This is a genomic window from Thermonema lapsum (assembly GCF_011761635.1).
Taxonomy (GTDB): domain Bacteria; phylum Bacteroidota; class Bacteroidia; order Cytophagales; family Thermonemataceae; genus Thermonema; species Thermonema lapsum.
Window position 1 is genome coordinate 1 of the sequence record NZ_JAASRN010000007.1, and the last position, 15,416, is coordinate 15,416.

The window sequence follows — 15,416 nt, forward strand, 5'->3', positions numbered from 1 at the left end:
TTACCATTTTTTACTTTTTCACTACTTTTACATCTTGGACACTTCATGACTTTTTTGCTACAAAATTATGAAATCTATATTTAGTTAGCAAGTCCTTCTAATTTAGTTCTGGTTCTCGAGATGAAGAGCAAAACAAATAAAAAGTAGGCAAAATACTCTGCCTACTTTAAGATAGAAAAAAAGAAGTAAAACAGCAAGCAAAGGGCATTTGCATTCAAATCAAAATTGCTCAAAAGCTTTTGCGATGATGTTGCAAGCCTCATCGAGTTGTTCGTCGGTAATGACCAAGGGGGGCGTAAAACGAATTTTATTGCCGTGTGTGGGTTTGGCAAGTAGCCCCAAGTCTTTGAGTATGAGGCAGAGGTCCCATGCTGTACGCCCTTCTTTCTCATATACTTCAATAGCGTTCATCAAGCCGCGCCCGCGTACTTCCTTGATTTTGTCGGGGAAGCGTTGCTGCAAGGCACGCATGCGTTCACGGAAGCGTTCTCCTTGCTTGCGAGCATTTTGTGCCAGCTTTTCGTCGCGTACTACTTCCAAAGCGCTGATAGCCACACGGCATGCCAAGGGGTTGCCGCCGAAAGTAGAGCCATGCTGACCGGGACGAATGACCTCCATGATGTGGTCATCTGCCAAAACCGCAGACACCGGATAGACACCTCCCGACAGCGCCTTGCCCAGAATCAAGATGTCGGGGCGGGTATAGGTGCCTGCCTGCCGCTCGCAGTGTCCTTGGCAACTGCAGTTGCCACATACTGCCAACAGGCTACCTGTGCGGGCAATGCCTGTTTGTATTTCATCGGCAATGAACAACACATTGTGTTGATGGCAAAGGGCAGCGGCTTTGGCTATGTAGTCGTTGTCGGGTACAAACACGCCGGCTTCGCCTTGAATGGGTTCTACCAGAAACCCTGCTACATCGGGGTCTTGAAGTGCCTTTTCCAGGGCATCCAGGTCATTGTAAGGTATGCTCACGAAACCGGGAGTGTAAGGTCCGAAATGATTTTTTGCGTCGGGGTCAGACGAAAACGAAATGATGGTGGTAGTGCGTCCGTGGAAGTTGCGCTCGCATACGATGATTTTGGCTTTGCCATCGGCGATGCCTTTTTTTTCATATGCCCACTTGCGGCACAACTTGATGGCTGTTTCTACGGCTTCGGCACCTGTGTTCATGGGTAGTACTTTGTCGAAGCCAAAATATTGAGTTACGAATTGTTCATACTCGCCGAGAGCATCGTTGTAAAAGGCACGCGAGGTGAGTGTGAGCTTTTGAGCTTGCTCCACCAAGGTTTGCACAATTTTAGGATGACAATGCCCTTGATTGACGGCACTGTAGGCAGCCAGAAAGTCGAAATAGCGTTTGCCTTCCACATCCCAGACGTAAACCCCCTTGCCTTTGCTCAATACCACAGGAATAGGATGGTAGTTATGAGCGCCATAGCGTTCTTCCAGCTCGAGATATTCTTGTGTGCTGCGTTTGGTTTGTATTGCCATGATGAATTGTATTTTTTGAAGAAAGATAGGTATAAAGAGGCAAAGTTGCTCATTAAAATAGTACTTTGCCGTTCAAAAATAAGAAAAAACCATGAGAGTTGCTAAATGCTGAGAATACGTACCAACTCTATGAACTCTTGACGGATGGGTTTTTCTTTGTAGATAGCGTCTTCGAAAGGCACATGGGTGATTTCATCGTTCACCACGCCTATCATGATGTTTTGTTTTCCGGCAAGCAGTGCTTCTACAGCAGCTACACCTAAGCGGCTTGCCAGGATGCGGTCGCGGGCAGTAGGGGAGCCCCCTCTTTGTATGTGTCCCAGTGTGGAAACCCTGATGTCGTATTTACCTTCCAAGCGGGCAGCTACTTTTGCCGCAATCTCGTGTACATTGCCTTCTTCATCGCCTTCTGCCACCACCACAATCGAAGATGTTTTGGAACGCTTCCATCCTTGGTTGATGGTTTGCACTACCTCTTCTATGGTGGTGAGGGTTTCGGGTACCATTACCAGTTCGGCGCCACCGGCAATGCCGCAGGCAATGGCGATGTATCCTGAGTCGCGCCCCATGACTTCTATGAAAAAAAGACGGTCGTGCGAGTCGGCAGTATCGCGTATTTTATCGATGGCATCCAGAGCGGTGTTAATGGCTGTGTCGTAGCCTATGGTGTAATCGGTGCCGTAGAGGTCATTGTCTATGGTGCCGGGAATGCCTACCGTGGGGATGCCAAACTCTTCATAAAAGACTTTGGCACCGGTGAAGGTACCGTCGCCACCAATGGCAATGAGCCCTTCGATGCCGGCTTTTTGTAGCTGCTCGAATGCCTTTTTACGTCCTTCATAGGTCATAAACTCTTTGCTTCGTGCCGATTTTAATATGGTTCCGCCTCTCTGTATGATGTTGCTCACACTGTGAGATTGCAGGGGGATAAAGTTGCCGGCAATCATCCCGTTGTAGCCTCGTAGAATACCAACCACTTCTACCTCTTTGTAGATGGCTGTGCGTACCACTGCCCGTATGGCAGCATTCATGCCGGGAGCGTCGCCGCCGGAGGTAAAAACACCTATTTTTTTCATAAGTCTATGCGTTTGAACATGAGTCTTTGTTGCCCATAAGAAAAGAAAAAAGCATTACATTTGCACGCTTTCAAATGGCTGACAGTCATGATACGTCCTTTTTGGGAAAAGGAGCAGGTACTTGACGACTTAGCCCGCCGGCGTTGGGTGCTGATAGAGAATGCCTTTGATGCCCAATTTGCGCAAGCATTGGCAGAGGCTGTGCCTTGGGAAGGGCGTGATTCGGCTTTATTTCACCAGGCAGCCATAGGGCAGCAGGCAAAGCAGCAAGTGATACGCGAAATACGCAGCGATTTCATTCATTGGTTGGACCGCAAAGACCCTGCGCCGGTCATTCAGTACTTTTGGCAGCAGGTGGATAGCATGATGGAGCGCTTTCGCCGTGCTTTCTTTCTGCCGCTCAACTACTATGAGGGGCACATAGCGGTGTACCCACCCGGTGCTTTTTACAAAAAGCATTTAGACCAATTCGAAAGGACTTCTTACCGTCAAATAACGCTTATCTTATATTTGAACGAGCACTGGCAAGAGCAAGATGGGGGCGCATTGAGGATTTACGAGCCCGATGGGAGTTACGTGGATGTGTTGCCTTTGCTTGGGCGCGCCGTGCTTATGCAGAGTGCAGAGGTGTGGCACGAGGTGTTGCCTACACAACGCACACGCAAAAGCCTGACCGGTTGGTTCTCTTGCCTCCCCATGGAAGAACGTTTTTTGGCAGGCTAAGCCTCCGTTTTGTTTTCCGGTGCGAGCACTTCCTTTCTGTATTCGCAGTTTTCTTTGTTGCAGCGCCCGTACAGTATCAACGAATGGTGCAAGATATCGAACTGCATGATTTTGCCTACCATATCTTGGATTTGTTGAATGCGTGGGTCGCAGAACTCAAGCACACGGTGGCAGTCGGTGCAAATAAGGTGGTCGTGCTGTTTGTAACCATAGGCTCGCTCATACTGCGCCGTCTGCTGCCCAAATTGATGTTTGATAACCAAATCACATTGTTCGAGCAAATCGAGTGTATTGTACACCGTGGCGCGGCTTACGCGGTATTGCTTGTTTTTCATGCTGATATAGAGCGACTCCACATCGAAGTGTCCGTTTCGCGAATAAATTTCTTCCAGAATGGCAAAGCGCTCGGGAGTCTTGCGCAGCTGTTTATTTTCAAGGTAGGCACGAAAAATCTTTTTCACCTCCTCAATAATTTGTTGTTTTCTGTGCTGCTCTTCTGCCGTTGGTTTTATTTTGCCCATATCTGTTGGTTTTGGGTTCTTTTAAAAGAACAAAAATATAGAAAATAAAAGTCAATTTCTCCGCATTTGTGCTTCATCAAGGCTGCGAAGGGGACGTTTGGTGATGATGCGTGTGCTCACTGGGTTGCCTCTGTGAGTATGAACCACCATACCCGGCAACCCCAAGCGTTTGAATATCATGGGGGCAAGCAAAACGATAAGCATCATAAGGGTAAACACAGACATCGCTTCGCTTAGCGGCAAGTGAAACTCAAATAGAAACATACAGGGCATTCATTTAGTGAACTGATGTAAAGCCATACAAAAACCCAAGGTACAAATTTTACTTATCTAATCGGTAATGGCAAAGATACCCACCATGCCATGATGGCATCTGCTACCCACCGGTAATAGGGGGCATCGGGGTGGATGCCGTCGGGCAGCACTTTGTTTATTGGCAAACCTTCTCTTTGCATACGCGCCCGGAAAGCCGCGTGCACGTCTATGCAGGCAAAACCGCGCTGGGCACACCAAGCGGGCAACTGTTGCGCGTAGGCGTTTACACGCTCGGGTGCATATTGCAAAATGGGGGTGGGCGTAAGAAACACCACCTCAATCCCGGCTTGCTGCAGCTTTCTGGCTATGCTTTCAAGATAATGAGCATACTCAGAAAAAGGGTAGTTGCTGACTGCATCGTTGATACCGAAATGGACAAAGCAAACTGCCGGTTGCATTTGAAGCACCTCGTCGATATGTGCCAGCGCCTGTTCGCTGCGCCAGCCGGGATGCCCCAGATTGATTACTTCGATGAAAGGATTGCGATAGCGCTTCTGCCAAAGACGCTGTAGCTCTTGTGGATAGGGTAAAAATGCTTGATTGGGGGAGGAGGGTCGAAAACCATAAGTAATGCTGTTGCCCCAGCACACAATGCGCACACTGTCGCCTGCTATCATCTTTCGCAAAGCGCGGTTGATACCATGCAAGCTATCGGGTGCAAAGCTCCCATAGGGGTGGAATGCCTGCCATTGGGGACTTTCCGTTGCTGATGAGCCATTTTGCTTGCCTGCACCTGTTTTGTCCGGAGAGCAGCCTACTGGGTAAAAAAGCAAGCACCAGATGACGATTATTGTGTAGATTGATATGCGAGCCATTGTCTGCTAAAACGCTGAATTTCAGGAAAAAAAGAAGAAAAATCATCTTGTAAAGTTTCGTAGTGTTGTTCTATGTCTCGCATGGCTACTGCCAAACGGTTGGCATGGCGGCTGCGCCTTCCAATACCTTCCAATGCCCGTTGCAAGCCTTCCCGCCGTCTATATTCGTATAACCAATTTTGTTTTTTCATGTAAGGATAAAAGCGCTGCACACGAGGTGGCATGTAACTGGCAAAGGCATCCACAATACGGTAAACCTCTTGGGTGTAGTGCCACAGCGAGCAACCGAACCATTGCTCGAATTGGGCTGCCAAGAAGTGGTCGTACACCAAGTCCACGATGACGGCGGCATAATGTTTTTGGGTAGCCCAAAGCAATGATTTACTATGACGCACCAGTGGGTGGGCGTCGGTGTAGGTGTCAATGGCATGGTGCAGCCGAATGCCTCGCAAGATAAGCGGAGGATAGTTCAACGCTTCTTTGCCGCGTACACTGTCAGCAATAAAATTACCGAACAGCACCGCTTCTTCCTCACCTGAAAGTACACAGTGGGCTAAGTAGTTCATAAGTTGTTTTGTCGGTGTGAGCTCGAAAAAGATACGCATTATTTTTTGCATATCAAGGACAGATTTTGTTGATTAGCGAATATTCGCTAACACTTTTGCTTTATGCTCGTCATCATTGATTTCGACAGTACTTTCACCCGCGTGGAAGGTTTAGACCTGCTTGCCGAAATAGCCCTGCAGGAGCATCCGGCGCGCGAAGAGCGCCTGCAGCTTGTGCGTCGAATTACCGAGCTGGGCATGAATGGCGAACTTTCTTTTTCTGCTTCTTTGAAGGAGCGCCTTTCGCTCATACGCCCGCACCGTCGTCATATTGAACGCTTGGTGGAGCGTCTGAAAGAAGAAATCAGTCCCTCTTTTCGGCGCAATGAACGTTTTTTTCAAGAGTATGCTGCCAATATCCGCATTATATCCAGTGGTTTCCGGGAGTTTATAGAACCAGTAGTTGCCATGTTGGGCATCGCACCTGAACAAGTGTTTGCCAATCGCTTCCTTTTCGACTCGGAGGGCTATGTCATTGGCTACGATGAAAGCATACCCTTAGCGCATGACCAAGGGAAAGTCAAGTTGCTGCAGTCGTGGCAGCTGCCCGACGAGGAGATATATGTCATAGGCGACGGCTATACTGACTATGAAATAAAAGCTGCTGGTTTGGCAAATGCTTTTTATGCTTTTGCCGAGAATGTGCACCGCCAAAAGGTGTTCTCTTATGCCGATGCTGTTTTGCCTTCCTTAGATGAATTTTTATACAGACATAAATTGCCCATGAGATTTTCATATCCCAAAAACCGTATCAAAGTGTTGCTGCTGGAGGGGGTGCATCCGGTGGCTGTCAAAATTTTTCAGGAAGAGGGCTACCAAGTAGAACATCTGACGACCGCCCTCGACGAGGAAGAACTCAAGCAGCGAATCGGCGAGGTGTCTATTTTGGGGATTCGTTCCAAAACACAGCTGACAGACCGTGTGTTGGCTCATGCCAAACGTTTGATAGCCGTAGGTGCTTTTTGTATAGGCACCAACCAAATAGATTTGGACTATTGCACCAAGCGGGGCATCGCTGTTTTCAATGCCCCCTACAGCAATACCCGCAGTGTGGTGGAGCTGGCTATTGGCGAAATGATTATGCTGATGCGGGGCATTCCCGATAAGAACAAAGCCGCACATGCCGGGCGTTGGATGAAGTCTGCCAAAAACAGTCATGAAATACGGGGAAAAAAACTGGGTATTGTCGGTTATGGCAATATAGGCGCGCAGTTGTCGGTACTTGCCGAAGCCTTGGGAATGGAGGTGTACTTCTTCGACATCGTGGATAAATTGCCATTGGGCAATTCCAAAGCATGTAGCAGCTTGGACGAGCTGCTGGCTATTGCTGACGTCGTGAGTTTGCATGTGGATGGGCGCCCCGAAAACCGAAATATGATAGATGCGGCAGCAATTGCCAAAATGAAAGATGGAGCTATTTTGTTGAACTTGAGCCGTGGTTTTGTGGTCGATGTCAATGCCTTAGCCGATGCCATACGTAGTGGCAAGTTGCGTGGGGCAGCAGTAGATGTGTTCCCCGAAGAGCCCAAATCCAACGAAGAACCTTTTGAATCTGTATTGCAAGGGCTCCCTAATGTGATTTTGACCCCTCACATAGGAGGCAGCACCCAAGAAGCGCAAGAGAATATAGGCAACTTTGTGCCAGCTAAAATTATCGATTACATCAATAGGGGCACTACCTATGGCAGTGTGAACCTGCCCAACCTACAATTGCCGGCACAACAACAAGCCCATCGTCTGTTGCATATTCATCATAATGTGCCGGGTATTTTGGCACAAATCAACAGCCTGTTGGCTAAGCATGAAGCCAATATTTTGGGGCAGTATCTGAAAACCAACGAGCAAATAGGCTATGTAATCACCGATATAGACAAGGACTACAACCAAGCACTCATCAACGAGCTGAAGAGCATCCCGCAAACCATCCGTTTCCGTGTGCTTTATTAAGAGGTTGCAAAACAAATTTCGGCAGGAATTGAGGCTCTATTGGGTAGCACAGATGTTTTACAGCCGTTTGCCAGTGCCCCAACACATGACGAGTCATGAGCCCACTTTGCTGAATGAAGCTACTCGCTATTTTCCCTTGGTGGGGGCTGTGGTAGCATTGTTGAGCACCATGGCGGGGGTAGTGCTTTATCTTTTAAGCGGACACGCCGATGTAGCCGCCCTGTTTGCCCTTTTGGCTTCGGTATGGATTACAGGAGCTTTTCATGAAGATGGTTTGGCAGATGTGTGCGACGGTTTCGGGGGTGGGTGGCAGGCTCAGCAAATCCTCGACATCATGAAAGACAGCCGCTTGGGTACCTATGGAGCCGTGGGCTTGTGGGGCGCATTGTCCTTGCGTTGGCTTATGTGGGGACATCTGTTGAAACAAGGCGTATGGTTTTTTGTTGCAGGCGTGTTGGCTGCTTCTGTACTTAGCCGTTGGGCAGCCGTCTGTACCATCAAAGAAGGGCTTTATGCCCGTTCAGATGCTACCAGCAAGCTAAGACCTGTAGCCAAAGGACTGAGCAGGCAAAGCTTTTATGTTGCTTGTGCCATAGCCTTTGTCGTGGCTGTCTTGGCTGTGGGCTATGTTGCCCTGCTTGCCATAGCGCTGCTTTATCTTGTCCAAAAGCGCATGTATCACTATTTCAAAGCTAAAATAGGCGGCTATACCGGTGATTGTTTGGGCGCTATTCAGCAAGTGGGCGAATGTGTTGCTCTGCTTTGTTTTTTACTTTACCTGCATATTACCACTGTGATATAAATACGTGGTAAAACGGAGGTTTGTCTTTCTTTTTAGAAGCACAACCTAAAAACAAATCTGGCGCCTTTCGCTTTCAGCTTTTCCTTCTTTGCTATTCATTTCGAGCGTAAGCGAGAAATTTCTGTTTCTTCCTTATTTGGTAATTTGAGACTTCGCACTACGCTGCATTGCGTTGGAAATGACAGTCAGTGTCGTGTTGTCGGGGCAGCATTTTGTTTTTGGGTGTAAGACTGTTATGAGCTTTGCTTAAGTGCTCAAACAGTTGGAGTTCTCTGCAAGGCGAACCTCGTTTTTATGCCCTTTTCTTGTAGTTTAACTACTTATTGCTCAATATTTTTTGCAATAACTAATTATTCACCTAAATTTGCCCTGCGAATACCTAAGGGATTCAAATTTTAATCATAGCTATAATTTTAGCAAGCAATGGCAAATAAAGGTACAATAGTTCAAATCATTGGTCCTGTTGTGGACGTGAGCTTCTCGGCTGAGGGCTCTAAACTGCCTGATATTCTCAATGCTTTGGAAGTAACCAAGCCGAATGGGCAGAAAGTAATTTTAGAGTGTCAGCAGCATTTGGGTGAAGACCGTGTACGTACCATCGCCATGGATAGTACCGATGGTCTGCAGCGTGGCATGGAAGTCATTGACTTGGGGGCTCCCATCCAAATGCCTGTGGGGCAAGAAGTACGTGGTCGTTTGTTCAATGTAGTGGGTGAAGCCATCGATGGCATCGAGCAGCCTCAAACTAAAAAAGGACGCTCTATCCACACTCCGGCGCCCAAATACGAAGACTTGGCTACTTCTACCGAAGTCCTCTACACAGGTATTAAGGTGATTGACCTGCTCGAACCCTACGTAAAAGGGGGTAAAACAGGGCTCTTCGGTGGTGCTGGTGTGGGCAAGACCGTATTGATTATGGAGCTCATCAACAACATTGCTAAGGCATACTCCGGTATGTCGGTATTTGCTGGTGTAGGTGAGCGTACTCGTGAAGGCAACGACCTGTTGCGCGAAATGCTCGAGTCCGGTGTTATCCGCTATGGCGAAGCTTTCTTGAAGGATATGGAAAAAGGCGGATGGGACCTCAGCAAAGTAGATAAAGCCGAGCTGGCTAAGTCTCAGGCTACTTTGGTATTCGGTCAGATGAACGAGCCTCCCGGAGCCCGTGCACGTGTTGCTCTTTCTGGTCTGGCTATAGCCGAATACTTCCGTGATGGTGAAGGCGAAGGCAAAGGAAACGATATCCTCTTCTTCATCGACAATATCTTCCGTTTTACCCAAGCAGGTTCGGAAGTATCAGCCCTTTTGGGACGTATGCCCTCGGCTGTGGGGTATCAGCCTACTTTGGCTACTGAGATGGGTGCCATGCAGGAGCGTATCACTTCTACCAAGCGTGGCTCTATTACTTCGGTACAGGCGGTATATGTGCCAGCCGACGACTTGACCGACCCCGCACCAGCTACTACCTTTACCCACTTGGATGCTACTACCGTATTGTCGCGTAAAATTGCTGAGCTGGGGATTTATCCGGCTGTGGACCCGCTGGATTCAACCTCTCGTATCTTAACCCCCGAAATTGTAGGTGAAGAACACTACGAGACAGCCCAGCGCGTGAAAGAAATTCTGCAGCGCTACAAAGAGTTGCAAGACATCATCGCCATCTTGGGTATGGACGAATTGTCGGAAGAAGACAAGTTGGTAGTACATCGTGCCCGTCGGGTGCAACGCTTCTTGTCTCAGCCTTTCCACGTAGCCGAGCAGTTTACTGGTATTCCGGGCGAATTCGTGGATATCAAAGATACCATCAAAGGCTTCAAGATGATTCTGAACGGTGAGTTGGACCACCTGCCTGAGGCTGCCTTTAACTTGAAAGGTACCATTGAGCAGGCTATCGAAGCCGGTGAAAGAATGCTGGCAGAAGCTAAGAAAAAATAAGGATTGTAAACCATCAGAAGCCGGCTGCCGACTGAAAGCAAAGCGGGTAGCCCGGCTTTTCAAAAATAAAGCCCTATGTTGCACTTAGAAATTATCACTCCTGACAAAGCCGTTTTTTCGGGTGAAGTGGACACTGTATTTGTGCCCGGCACCAAGGGGGCTTTCCAAGTACTGAAAAACCACGCACCTATTATCTCTACTTTGGGTAAAGGAGAAGTACGTTATCGTATTGCCTCGAAGGAAGTAGCCTTCTTGGTGGAAGGTGGTGTGGTGGAGGTTGCACAAAACAAAGTGCGTGTGTTGGTTGAACGTATTTTGGAAGAAGCCTAAGCTTTGTCTTTCATAGGAGATATATGCTTTTGAAGTGTCATCCCGCCAAGGGGTGGCACCTTTTTCATTTGTCAACTATGTGTATCTTTCTTTTCATCTTTAAAAAACATAGGTTATGCGGCGCCGCTTGCTTACACTGGTCGGGAATTTCTATGTGCTTGTGGGGGGTATCTTTGCCCTTTGGATGCTCTTTTTTGACAGCAACGACCTGATTACGCAATGGAAACGCAAACGTGAAATAGAGCGTTTGCAGCAGCAACGCCAATATTACTTGGAAGCCATAGAGCTCATCAAAGAGGAGCGCAGGGCTTTGGAAAATGACCCTGCTTTGTTAGAAAAATTTGCCAGAGAAAAGTATTATATGCATCGCTCGCAAGAGGATGTCTTTATTTTGCAATCGGAGAAGGAATAAAAAGCAAGCCCCCTTACGACAAGAGGCTTGCCTTGGTTAGTGTGTGTGCTTTTCTTTTTTTATGAAACTTGTGTAGGCTGTAGTTTGGCTTTGAAGTACTCAAGCGTGCAGCGCAAGCCTTCCGAGCGACTCACTTTGGGCTCCCAACCCAATATTTTTCGTGCTTTGCTGATATCGGGGCGGCGTTGCTTGGGGTCGTCTTGCGGAAGCGGGCGATAGCTGATTTTGGAACGGCTGCCCGTCAAGCGAATGATTTCCTCAGCAAATTCTTTGATGGTGATTTCTTCGGGATTGCCTATGTTCATGGGGTAGGGGTAGTCCGACATCAACAAACGGAATATGCCCTCAATCAAATCATCGACATAACAGAACGAGCGGGTTTGTGAGCCGTCGCCAAAGACTGTAAGGTCTTCGCCACGCAATGCCTGACTCATAAAAGCGGGCAATACGCGTCCGTCATCCATGCGCATGCGGGGACCATAGGTGTTGAATATGCGCACGATGCGGGTTTCCAGACCGTGCACACGATGATATGCCATGGTGATGGCTTCTTGGTAACGTTTGGCTTCGTCGTACACGCCACGCGGTCCGATGGGGTTTACATGTCCCCAATATTCTTCGGGTTGCGGGTGCACTTCCGGGTCGCCATACACTTCAGAAGTGGAAGCCACTAAAATGCGGGCTTTTTTGGCTTTTGCCAACCCCAACAGGTTGTGTGTGCCCATGGCGCCCACTTTGAGGGTTTGGATGGGCAGCTTCAAATAGTCAATAGGGCTTGCAGGCGAAGCAAAGTGCAGGATATAGTGCAGCTCGCCGGGCACATGCACAAACTTCGACACGTCGTGATGATAAAACTCAAAATCGGGATTGGGGAATAGGTGTTCTATGTTTTCCAAGTTGCCGGTAAGCAGGTTGTCCATGCCTATGACATGAAAGCCTTCGGCAAGGAAGCGGTCGCAGAGGTGAGAACCCAAAAAGCCGGCAGCGCCTGTAATCAATACGCGTTTTTTCATGATATTTTGAGGATTTGCGGTGATAAAAAAGAGTAGGCACCGCTGGTTTTGTCGGCGCCTGCAAGCTGCTTATGCTTGAATTTCCGGCTGAGCAACTTTCATTCTGCCTATGCTCACATAGTGGAAGCCCAGCTCTGCCATTTGACGGGGTTCATACAGATTGCGCCCGTCGAAAATGGCTTTGTTTTTGAGCAGCTGTTCTACTACCTCGAAGTCGGGCGTGCGGAATACGGGCCACTCGGTCATAATCATGAGGGCATCGGCATTAACCAAAGCTCCATAAGGACTTTCAGCATATTCTATTTGGTTGCCGAGTATTTTTTTCACATTCTCCATGGCTTCGGGGTCATAGGCTTTCACTATGGCGCCTTCGTTCAAGAGTACTTTTATATTCTCTAAGGAAGGAGCTTCGCGAACGTCATCGGTGTAGGGTTTGAAGGATAAGCCCCAGATGGCAATGCGCTTGCCTTGCAGGCTGCCCCCGAAAAACTCTTTTAGGGCAGGGATAAGCTTTGTTTTTTGCTCTTGATTGACCTGCATGACCGCTTTCAATATGCGGAAGTTATAGCCGTTTTCTTCTGCTGTTTTTGCCAATGCCTGTACGTCTTTGGGAAAACAGCTGCCACCATAGCCAATGCCAGCAAAAAGAAAACGTTTGCCTATGCGGGAGTCGGTGCCTATGCCACGGCGCACCTCATCTACATTGGCACCTACGCGCTCGCACAGATTGGCTATCTCGTTCATGAAGGTGATTTTGGTTGCCAAGAAAGCATTGGCGGCATATTTGGTCATTTCAGCCGAGCGTTCATCCATGAACAGAATGGGGTTGCCTTGGCGCACCATAGGTGCATAAAGCTGTTCCATTATTTTGCGAGCACGCTCCGAACGGGTACCTACTACTACCCGCTCCGGCTTCATGAAATCCTCTACAGCCACCCCTTCGCGCAGGAATTCGGGGTTGGAGACCACATCGAATTCCACTTTGGCATTGCGGGCAATGCGTTCGTGCACCAGCTCGGCAGTGCCTACCGGCACGGTGCTTTTATCTACTACCACAGTGTAATCTTCCAACAGAGGACCCAACTGCTCGGCTACTTGAAGGATGTATTTCAGGTCGGCAGAGCCGTCTTCGTCGGGTGGGGTAGGCAGTGCCAAAAAAATGACCTTGGCGCCTTTAACACCTTCGGCTAAGTCGGTGGTAAACCTCAGACGCCCTTGTTGAATGTTGCGTTCAAAAAGAACTTCCAAGCCCGGTTCGTAGATGGTAACTATACCACTCTGTAGTTTCTTTACTTTCTCTTCGTCTATATCGACGCAGGTGACGGTATTTCCTGTCTCGGCAAAACAAGTGCCTGTAACCAAGCCAACGTAACCGGTACCTATAACTGCTATTTTCATATGAATATGGGGGTTAAAAATAATTGAACTTTTGGCTGGAAATCAATGGAACACAAATATATGATAGAACACAAAAATATGTTTTTTGGGAGTGTGCATCAAATTTTATGCCCTTCCGCAGGATAAAAGAGGTTTTGTATCTTTGTAAAGCAAAAAACAACAGCTATGATTTTAAGACAACTGTGGGTAGTAGTTGCCATCTTCGCTTTGAGCTGCTTTGCCTTTGGTGGGCAGGCACAAAGCAGCATCAAGCTCAAACGGCGGCAGCTTACACCGGGTATAAGCATGTTGGTGCCGGTGGACTTTCAGCCAATGTCTGATGACTTTTTGGCGCAGAAGTATGCCTACTTCCGTAAGCCCACCGTGATGCTTTCCGACCCCTACGGCAATATAGACTTGGGGGTAAATATTACAGAAAAGTATTGGCCCCAAGAGGATATTCCCTTGCTGAAAGACATCTACAAAGCTACGCTGGCAGCTCTTTACACTCAAATTCATTTTCATAAAGAAGCGGTGGAAAAAATCAAGCACCGTACCTATGTAATTTTGGAGTTTGACGCCATCCTTGCCGATGAAGCAGGCGAAAAGTCTGCTATTGGGGTAACCAAGCCCCCGGTGAAGCGCTATTACTACATGATGTACACGGTGGTAGATAACCGTATTGTGGTATTTAACTTCAATGCCCCCATTCAGGATAAAGCACTTTGGCAGCCTGTAGCCGACAAAATCATGCATTCGGTGAAGCTGAAAAACATACAATTGCCAAAAGAGCAAACACCGCTTCCGGATGTGCCATCTGCTCAGCCTGTAAGCCGATGATACTCGATGATGCCTATTTCATGCGGATAGCCTTGCAAGAAGCTCAAAAAGCCTACGAACAAGGCGAAATTCCTGTGGGCGCTGTTTTGGTTCATGAGCAAAAAATCATTGCCAAAGCGCACAATCAAACTGAGCGTTTTTTAGATGTTACGGCGCATGCCGAAATCCTTTGTGTGACGGCGGCAACACAGGCACTGGGAGGGAAGTACTTGCCTGATTGTACGCTGTATGTCACTTTGGAGCCTTGCGTGATGTGTGCCGGCGCTTTGGCATGGGCGCAACTGGGGCGCTTGGTTTTTGCTGCTTCCGACGAAAAGCGGGGCTACAGCAGGCATCAACCCTCTATTTTGCACCCCAAAACCCAAGTAAAAGCAGGTGTTTTGGAAGCAGAGGCAGCGGCGCTGCTCAAAAGCTTTTTTAAAAAGCTGAGAAACTAAATCAAAAAAAGCTTGTTATATTTATGGACAACTCACTATTCAAAACTTGCATGTTAAACAAAAAACAACATAAACTATGGCATTCGAACAAATAAAACTCCCTTACGCAGAAGATGCTCTTGAGCCCTATATCGATGCGCAAACCATGAACCTGCATTACATCAAGCACCATGCAGGTTATACCGCCAAGCTGAATGATGCAGTAAAAGGCACTGCTTTAGAAGGCATGAGCATTGAAGATATTTTCAAAAATGTAAGCAAACATCCGGCAGTTGTTCGCAACAATGGAGGTGGCTTTTACAACCACAACCTTTATTGGCAAATTATGAGCCCAAAAGGAGGCGAGCTGAAAGGGAATGTGGTAGAAGCCATCAAGAAAAAGTGGGGCAATTTCGATGCCTTCAAGGCAGAATTTAGTCAAGCAGCTGCTGGCGTATTTGGCTCGGGTTGGGCATGGCTCATCGTAAAAGATGGAGAGTTGTTGATTACTCAAACGCCCAACCAAGACAACCCGCTGATGGACGTGGCATCGGTGCAAGGAGTGCCTGTTTTAGGTATCGACGTATGGGAGCATGCCTACTATTTGAAATACCAAAACCGCCGTCCGGAATACATCGAGGCATTTTACAATGTGATTAACTGGGAGAAGGTGAACGAACTCTATGAGCTGGCTATTCGCTAAGCTTCTTGCTTAAGAGAAAACAAAAAAGAGGCGTGCGGGTATTTCACCCACACGCTTTTTTTATGTGTTCTGGATATACAAGAAGCCTCTAA

17 protein-coding genes are annotated in these 15,416 nt (G+C 47.9%); 9 read left to right on the forward strand and 8 right to left on the reverse strand.

Annotation, left to right across the window (positions count from 1 at the left end; genetic code table 11):
• Nucleotides 1-219 precede the first annotated feature (219 nt).
• Both rocD and pfkA read right to left on the reverse strand, forming a co-directional pair.
• A complete protein-coding gene (gene rocD, locus FHS56_RS11235; RefSeq protein ID WP_208409683.1) occupies nucleotides 220-1,494 on the reverse strand; it encodes an ornithine--oxo-acid transaminase in 1,275 nt (424 codons plus the stop codon).
• A gap of 101 nt (nucleotides 1,495-1,595) precedes the next feature.
• On the reverse strand, nucleotides 1,596-2,570 hold the full coding sequence (pfkA, locus tag FHS56_RS11240) for a 6-phosphofructokinase (protein ID WP_166920879.1): 975 nt from the start codon (nucleotides 2,568-2,570) through the stop codon (nucleotides 1,596-1,598).
• Between the two features lie 366 nt (nucleotides 2,571-2,936).
• Here pfkA and FHS56_RS12075 point away from each other — a divergent pair, with 366 nt between their 5' ends.
• On the forward strand, nucleotides 2,937-3,293 hold the full coding sequence (locus FHS56_RS12075) for a 2OG-Fe(II) oxygenase (RefSeq protein ID WP_394352669.1): 357 nt from the start codon (nucleotides 2,937-2,939) through the stop codon (nucleotides 3,291-3,293).
• On the opposite strand, the gene FHS56_RS11250 is transcribed toward FHS56_RS12075, so the two are convergent.
• From FHS56_RS11250 to FHS56_RS11265, 4 genes are all read right to left on the reverse strand, one after another.
• Nucleotides 3,290-3,814, reverse strand: a complete 525-nt coding sequence (locus FHS56_RS11250; protein ID WP_166920883.1) for a Fur family transcriptional regulator — start codon at nucleotides 3,812-3,814, stop codon at nucleotides 3,290-3,292. The two genes, FHS56_RS12075 and FHS56_RS11250, sit on opposite strands and share 4 nt — an antisense overlap.
• Before the next feature lie 51 nt (nucleotides 3,815-3,865).
• Nucleotides 3,866-4,078 carry a hypothetical protein gene (locus FHS56_RS11255; RefSeq protein WP_166920885.1) on the reverse strand — a complete coding sequence of 71 codons (213 nt, stop codon included), beginning with the start codon at nucleotides 4,076-4,078 and terminating at the stop codon, nucleotides 3,866-3,868.
• A 62-nt stretch (nucleotides 4,079-4,140) separates the two neighbouring features.
• Complete coding sequence (locus tag FHS56_RS11260) at nucleotides 4,141-4,944, reverse strand: SGNH/GDSL hydrolase family protein (RefSeq protein ID WP_166920887.1); 804 nt, start codon at nucleotides 4,942-4,944, stop codon at nucleotides 4,141-4,143.
• Nucleotides 4,917-5,510, reverse strand: a complete 594-nt coding sequence (locus FHS56_RS11265; protein WP_166920889.1) for an acyl carrier protein phosphodiesterase — start codon at nucleotides 5,508-5,510, stop codon at nucleotides 4,917-4,919. Before FHS56_RS11265 ends, FHS56_RS11260 begins: the two co-directional genes overlap by 28 nt.
• Before the next feature lie 102 nt (nucleotides 5,511-5,612).
• On the opposite strand from FHS56_RS11265, the gene serA reads away from it, so the two are divergent.
• The 5 genes from serA (at nucleotide 5,613) to FHS56_RS11290 (ending at nucleotide 10,975) form a co-directional block, all read left to right on the forward strand.
• Nucleotides 5,613-7,496: a phosphoglycerate dehydrogenase gene (gene serA / locus FHS56_RS11270; protein ID WP_166920891.1), complete on the forward strand. Its 1,884-nt coding sequence runs from the start codon at nucleotides 5,613-5,615 to the stop codon at nucleotides 7,494-7,496.
• 28 nt (nucleotides 7,497-7,524) lie between these two features.
• Nucleotides 7,525-8,298, forward strand: a complete 774-nt coding sequence (locus tag FHS56_RS11275; RefSeq protein WP_166920893.1) for an adenosylcobinamide-GDP ribazoletransferase — start codon at nucleotides 7,525-7,527, stop codon at nucleotides 8,296-8,298.
• Between the two features lie 423 nt (nucleotides 8,299-8,721).
• Nucleotides 8,722-10,233 (forward strand): F0F1 ATP synthase subunit beta, encoded by a 1,512-nt coding sequence (gene atpD / locus FHS56_RS11280; protein WP_166920895.1) that lies wholly within the window; start codon nucleotides 8,722-8,724, stop codon nucleotides 10,231-10,233.
• Nucleotides 10,234-10,311: 78 nt separating this feature from the next.
• Nucleotides 10,312-10,563 carry an ATP synthase F1 subunit epsilon gene (gene atpC / locus FHS56_RS11285; protein WP_166920973.1) on the forward strand — a complete coding sequence of 84 codons (252 nt, stop codon included), beginning with the start codon at nucleotides 10,312-10,314 and terminating at the stop codon, nucleotides 10,561-10,563.
• Nucleotides 10,564-10,678: 115 nt separating this feature from the next.
• A complete protein-coding gene (locus FHS56_RS11290) occupies nucleotides 10,679-10,975 on the forward strand; it encodes an FtsB family cell division protein (RefSeq protein ID WP_166920897.1) in 297 nt (98 codons plus the stop codon).
• Between the two features lie 59 nt (nucleotides 10,976-11,034).
• Here FHS56_RS11290 and FHS56_RS11295 read toward each other — a convergent pair whose 3' ends face one another.
• Both FHS56_RS11295 and FHS56_RS11300 read right to left on the reverse strand, forming a co-directional pair.
• Nucleotides 11,035-11,988: a UDP-glucuronic acid decarboxylase family protein gene (locus FHS56_RS11295; RefSeq protein ID WP_166920899.1), complete on the reverse strand. Its 954-nt coding sequence runs from the start codon at nucleotides 11,986-11,988 to the stop codon at nucleotides 11,035-11,037.
• A 69-nt stretch (nucleotides 11,989-12,057) separates the two neighbouring features.
• Nucleotides 12,058-13,386 (reverse strand): UDP-glucose dehydrogenase family protein, encoded by a 1,329-nt coding sequence (locus FHS56_RS11300; protein ID WP_166920901.1) that lies wholly within the window; start codon nucleotides 13,384-13,386, stop codon nucleotides 12,058-12,060.
• A gap of 165 nt (nucleotides 13,387-13,551) precedes the next feature.
• Here FHS56_RS11300 and FHS56_RS11305 point away from each other — a divergent pair, with 165 nt between their 5' ends.
• The 3 genes from FHS56_RS11305 to FHS56_RS11315 all read left to right on the forward strand — a co-directional run bounded on the left by FHS56_RS11305 (nucleotide 13,552) and on the right by FHS56_RS11315 (nucleotide 15,324).
• Nucleotides 13,552-14,205, forward strand: coding sequence for a hypothetical protein (locus FHS56_RS11305; protein WP_166920903.1), 654 nt, complete (start codon nucleotides 13,552-13,554; stop codon nucleotides 14,203-14,205).
• Entirely contained in the window at nucleotides 14,202-14,642 is a 441-nt protein-coding gene (locus tag FHS56_RS11310; protein ID WP_166920904.1) for a nucleoside deaminase, read from the forward strand. Before FHS56_RS11305 ends, FHS56_RS11310 begins: the two co-directional genes overlap by 4 nt.
• A 76-nt stretch (nucleotides 14,643-14,718) precedes the next feature.
• Nucleotides 14,719-15,324 carry a superoxide dismutase gene (locus FHS56_RS11315; RefSeq protein WP_166920906.1) on the forward strand — a complete coding sequence of 202 codons (606 nt, stop codon included), beginning with the start codon at nucleotides 14,719-14,721 and terminating at the stop codon, nucleotides 15,322-15,324.
• Nucleotides 15,325-15,416: the final 92 nt, after the last annotated feature.

What these genes read in the sequence shown, in the direction of transcription:
- FHS56_RS11310 (WP_166920904.1), top strand. Translation starts at nt 14,202, where the DNA reads ATGATACTCGATGATGCCTATTTCATGCGGATAGCCTTGCAAGAAGCT.
- rocD (WP_208409683.1), bottom strand. Translation starts at nt 1,494, where the DNA reads ATGGCAATACAAACCAAACGCAGCACACAAGAATATCTCGAGCTGGAA.
- FHS56_RS11300 (WP_166920901.1), bottom strand. Translation starts at nt 13,386, where the DNA reads ATGAAAATAGCAGTTATAGGTACCGGTTACGTTGGCTTGGTTACAGGC.
- FHS56_RS11255 (WP_166920885.1), bottom strand. Translation starts at nt 4,078, where the DNA reads ATGTTTCTATTTGAGTTTCACTTGCCGCTAAGCGAAGCGATGTCTGTG.
- FHS56_RS11250 (WP_166920883.1), bottom strand. Translation starts at nt 3,814, where the DNA reads ATGGGCAAAATAAAACCAACGGCAGAAGAGCAGCACAGAAAACAACAA.
- FHS56_RS11305 (WP_166920903.1), top strand. Translation starts at nt 13,552, where the DNA reads ATGATTTTAAGACAACTGTGGGTAGTAGTTGCCATCTTCGCTTTGAGC.
- FHS56_RS12075 (WP_394352669.1), top strand. Translation starts at nt 2,937, where the DNA reads ATGGAGCGCTTTCGCCGTGCTTTCTTTCTGCCGCTCAACTACTATGAG.
- serA (WP_166920891.1), top strand. Translation starts at nt 5,613, where the DNA reads ATGCTCGTCATCATTGATTTCGACAGTACTTTCACCCGCGTGGAAGGT.
- FHS56_RS11260 (WP_166920887.1), bottom strand. Translation starts at nt 4,944, where the DNA reads ATGGCTCGCATATCAATCTACACAATAATCGTCATCTGGTGCTTGCTT.
- FHS56_RS11315 (WP_166920906.1), top strand. Translation starts at nt 14,719, where the DNA reads ATGGCATTCGAACAAATAAAACTCCCTTACGCAGAAGATGCTCTTGAG.
- atpD (WP_166920895.1), top strand. Translation starts at nt 8,722, where the DNA reads ATGGCAAATAAAGGTACAATAGTTCAAATCATTGGTCCTGTTGTGGAC.
- FHS56_RS11295 (WP_166920899.1), bottom strand. Translation starts at nt 11,988, where the DNA reads ATGAAAAAACGCGTATTGATTACAGGCGCTGCCGGCTTTTTGGGTTCT.
- FHS56_RS11290 (WP_166920897.1), top strand. Translation starts at nt 10,679, where the DNA reads ATGCGGCGCCGCTTGCTTACACTGGTCGGGAATTTCTATGTGCTTGTG.
- FHS56_RS11265 (WP_166920889.1), bottom strand. Translation starts at nt 5,510, where the DNA reads ATGAACTACTTAGCCCACTGTGTACTTTCAGGTGAGGAAGAAGCGGTG.
- pfkA (WP_166920879.1), bottom strand. Translation starts at nt 2,570, where the DNA reads ATGAAAAAAATAGGTGTTTTTACCTCCGGCGGCGACGCTCCCGGCATG.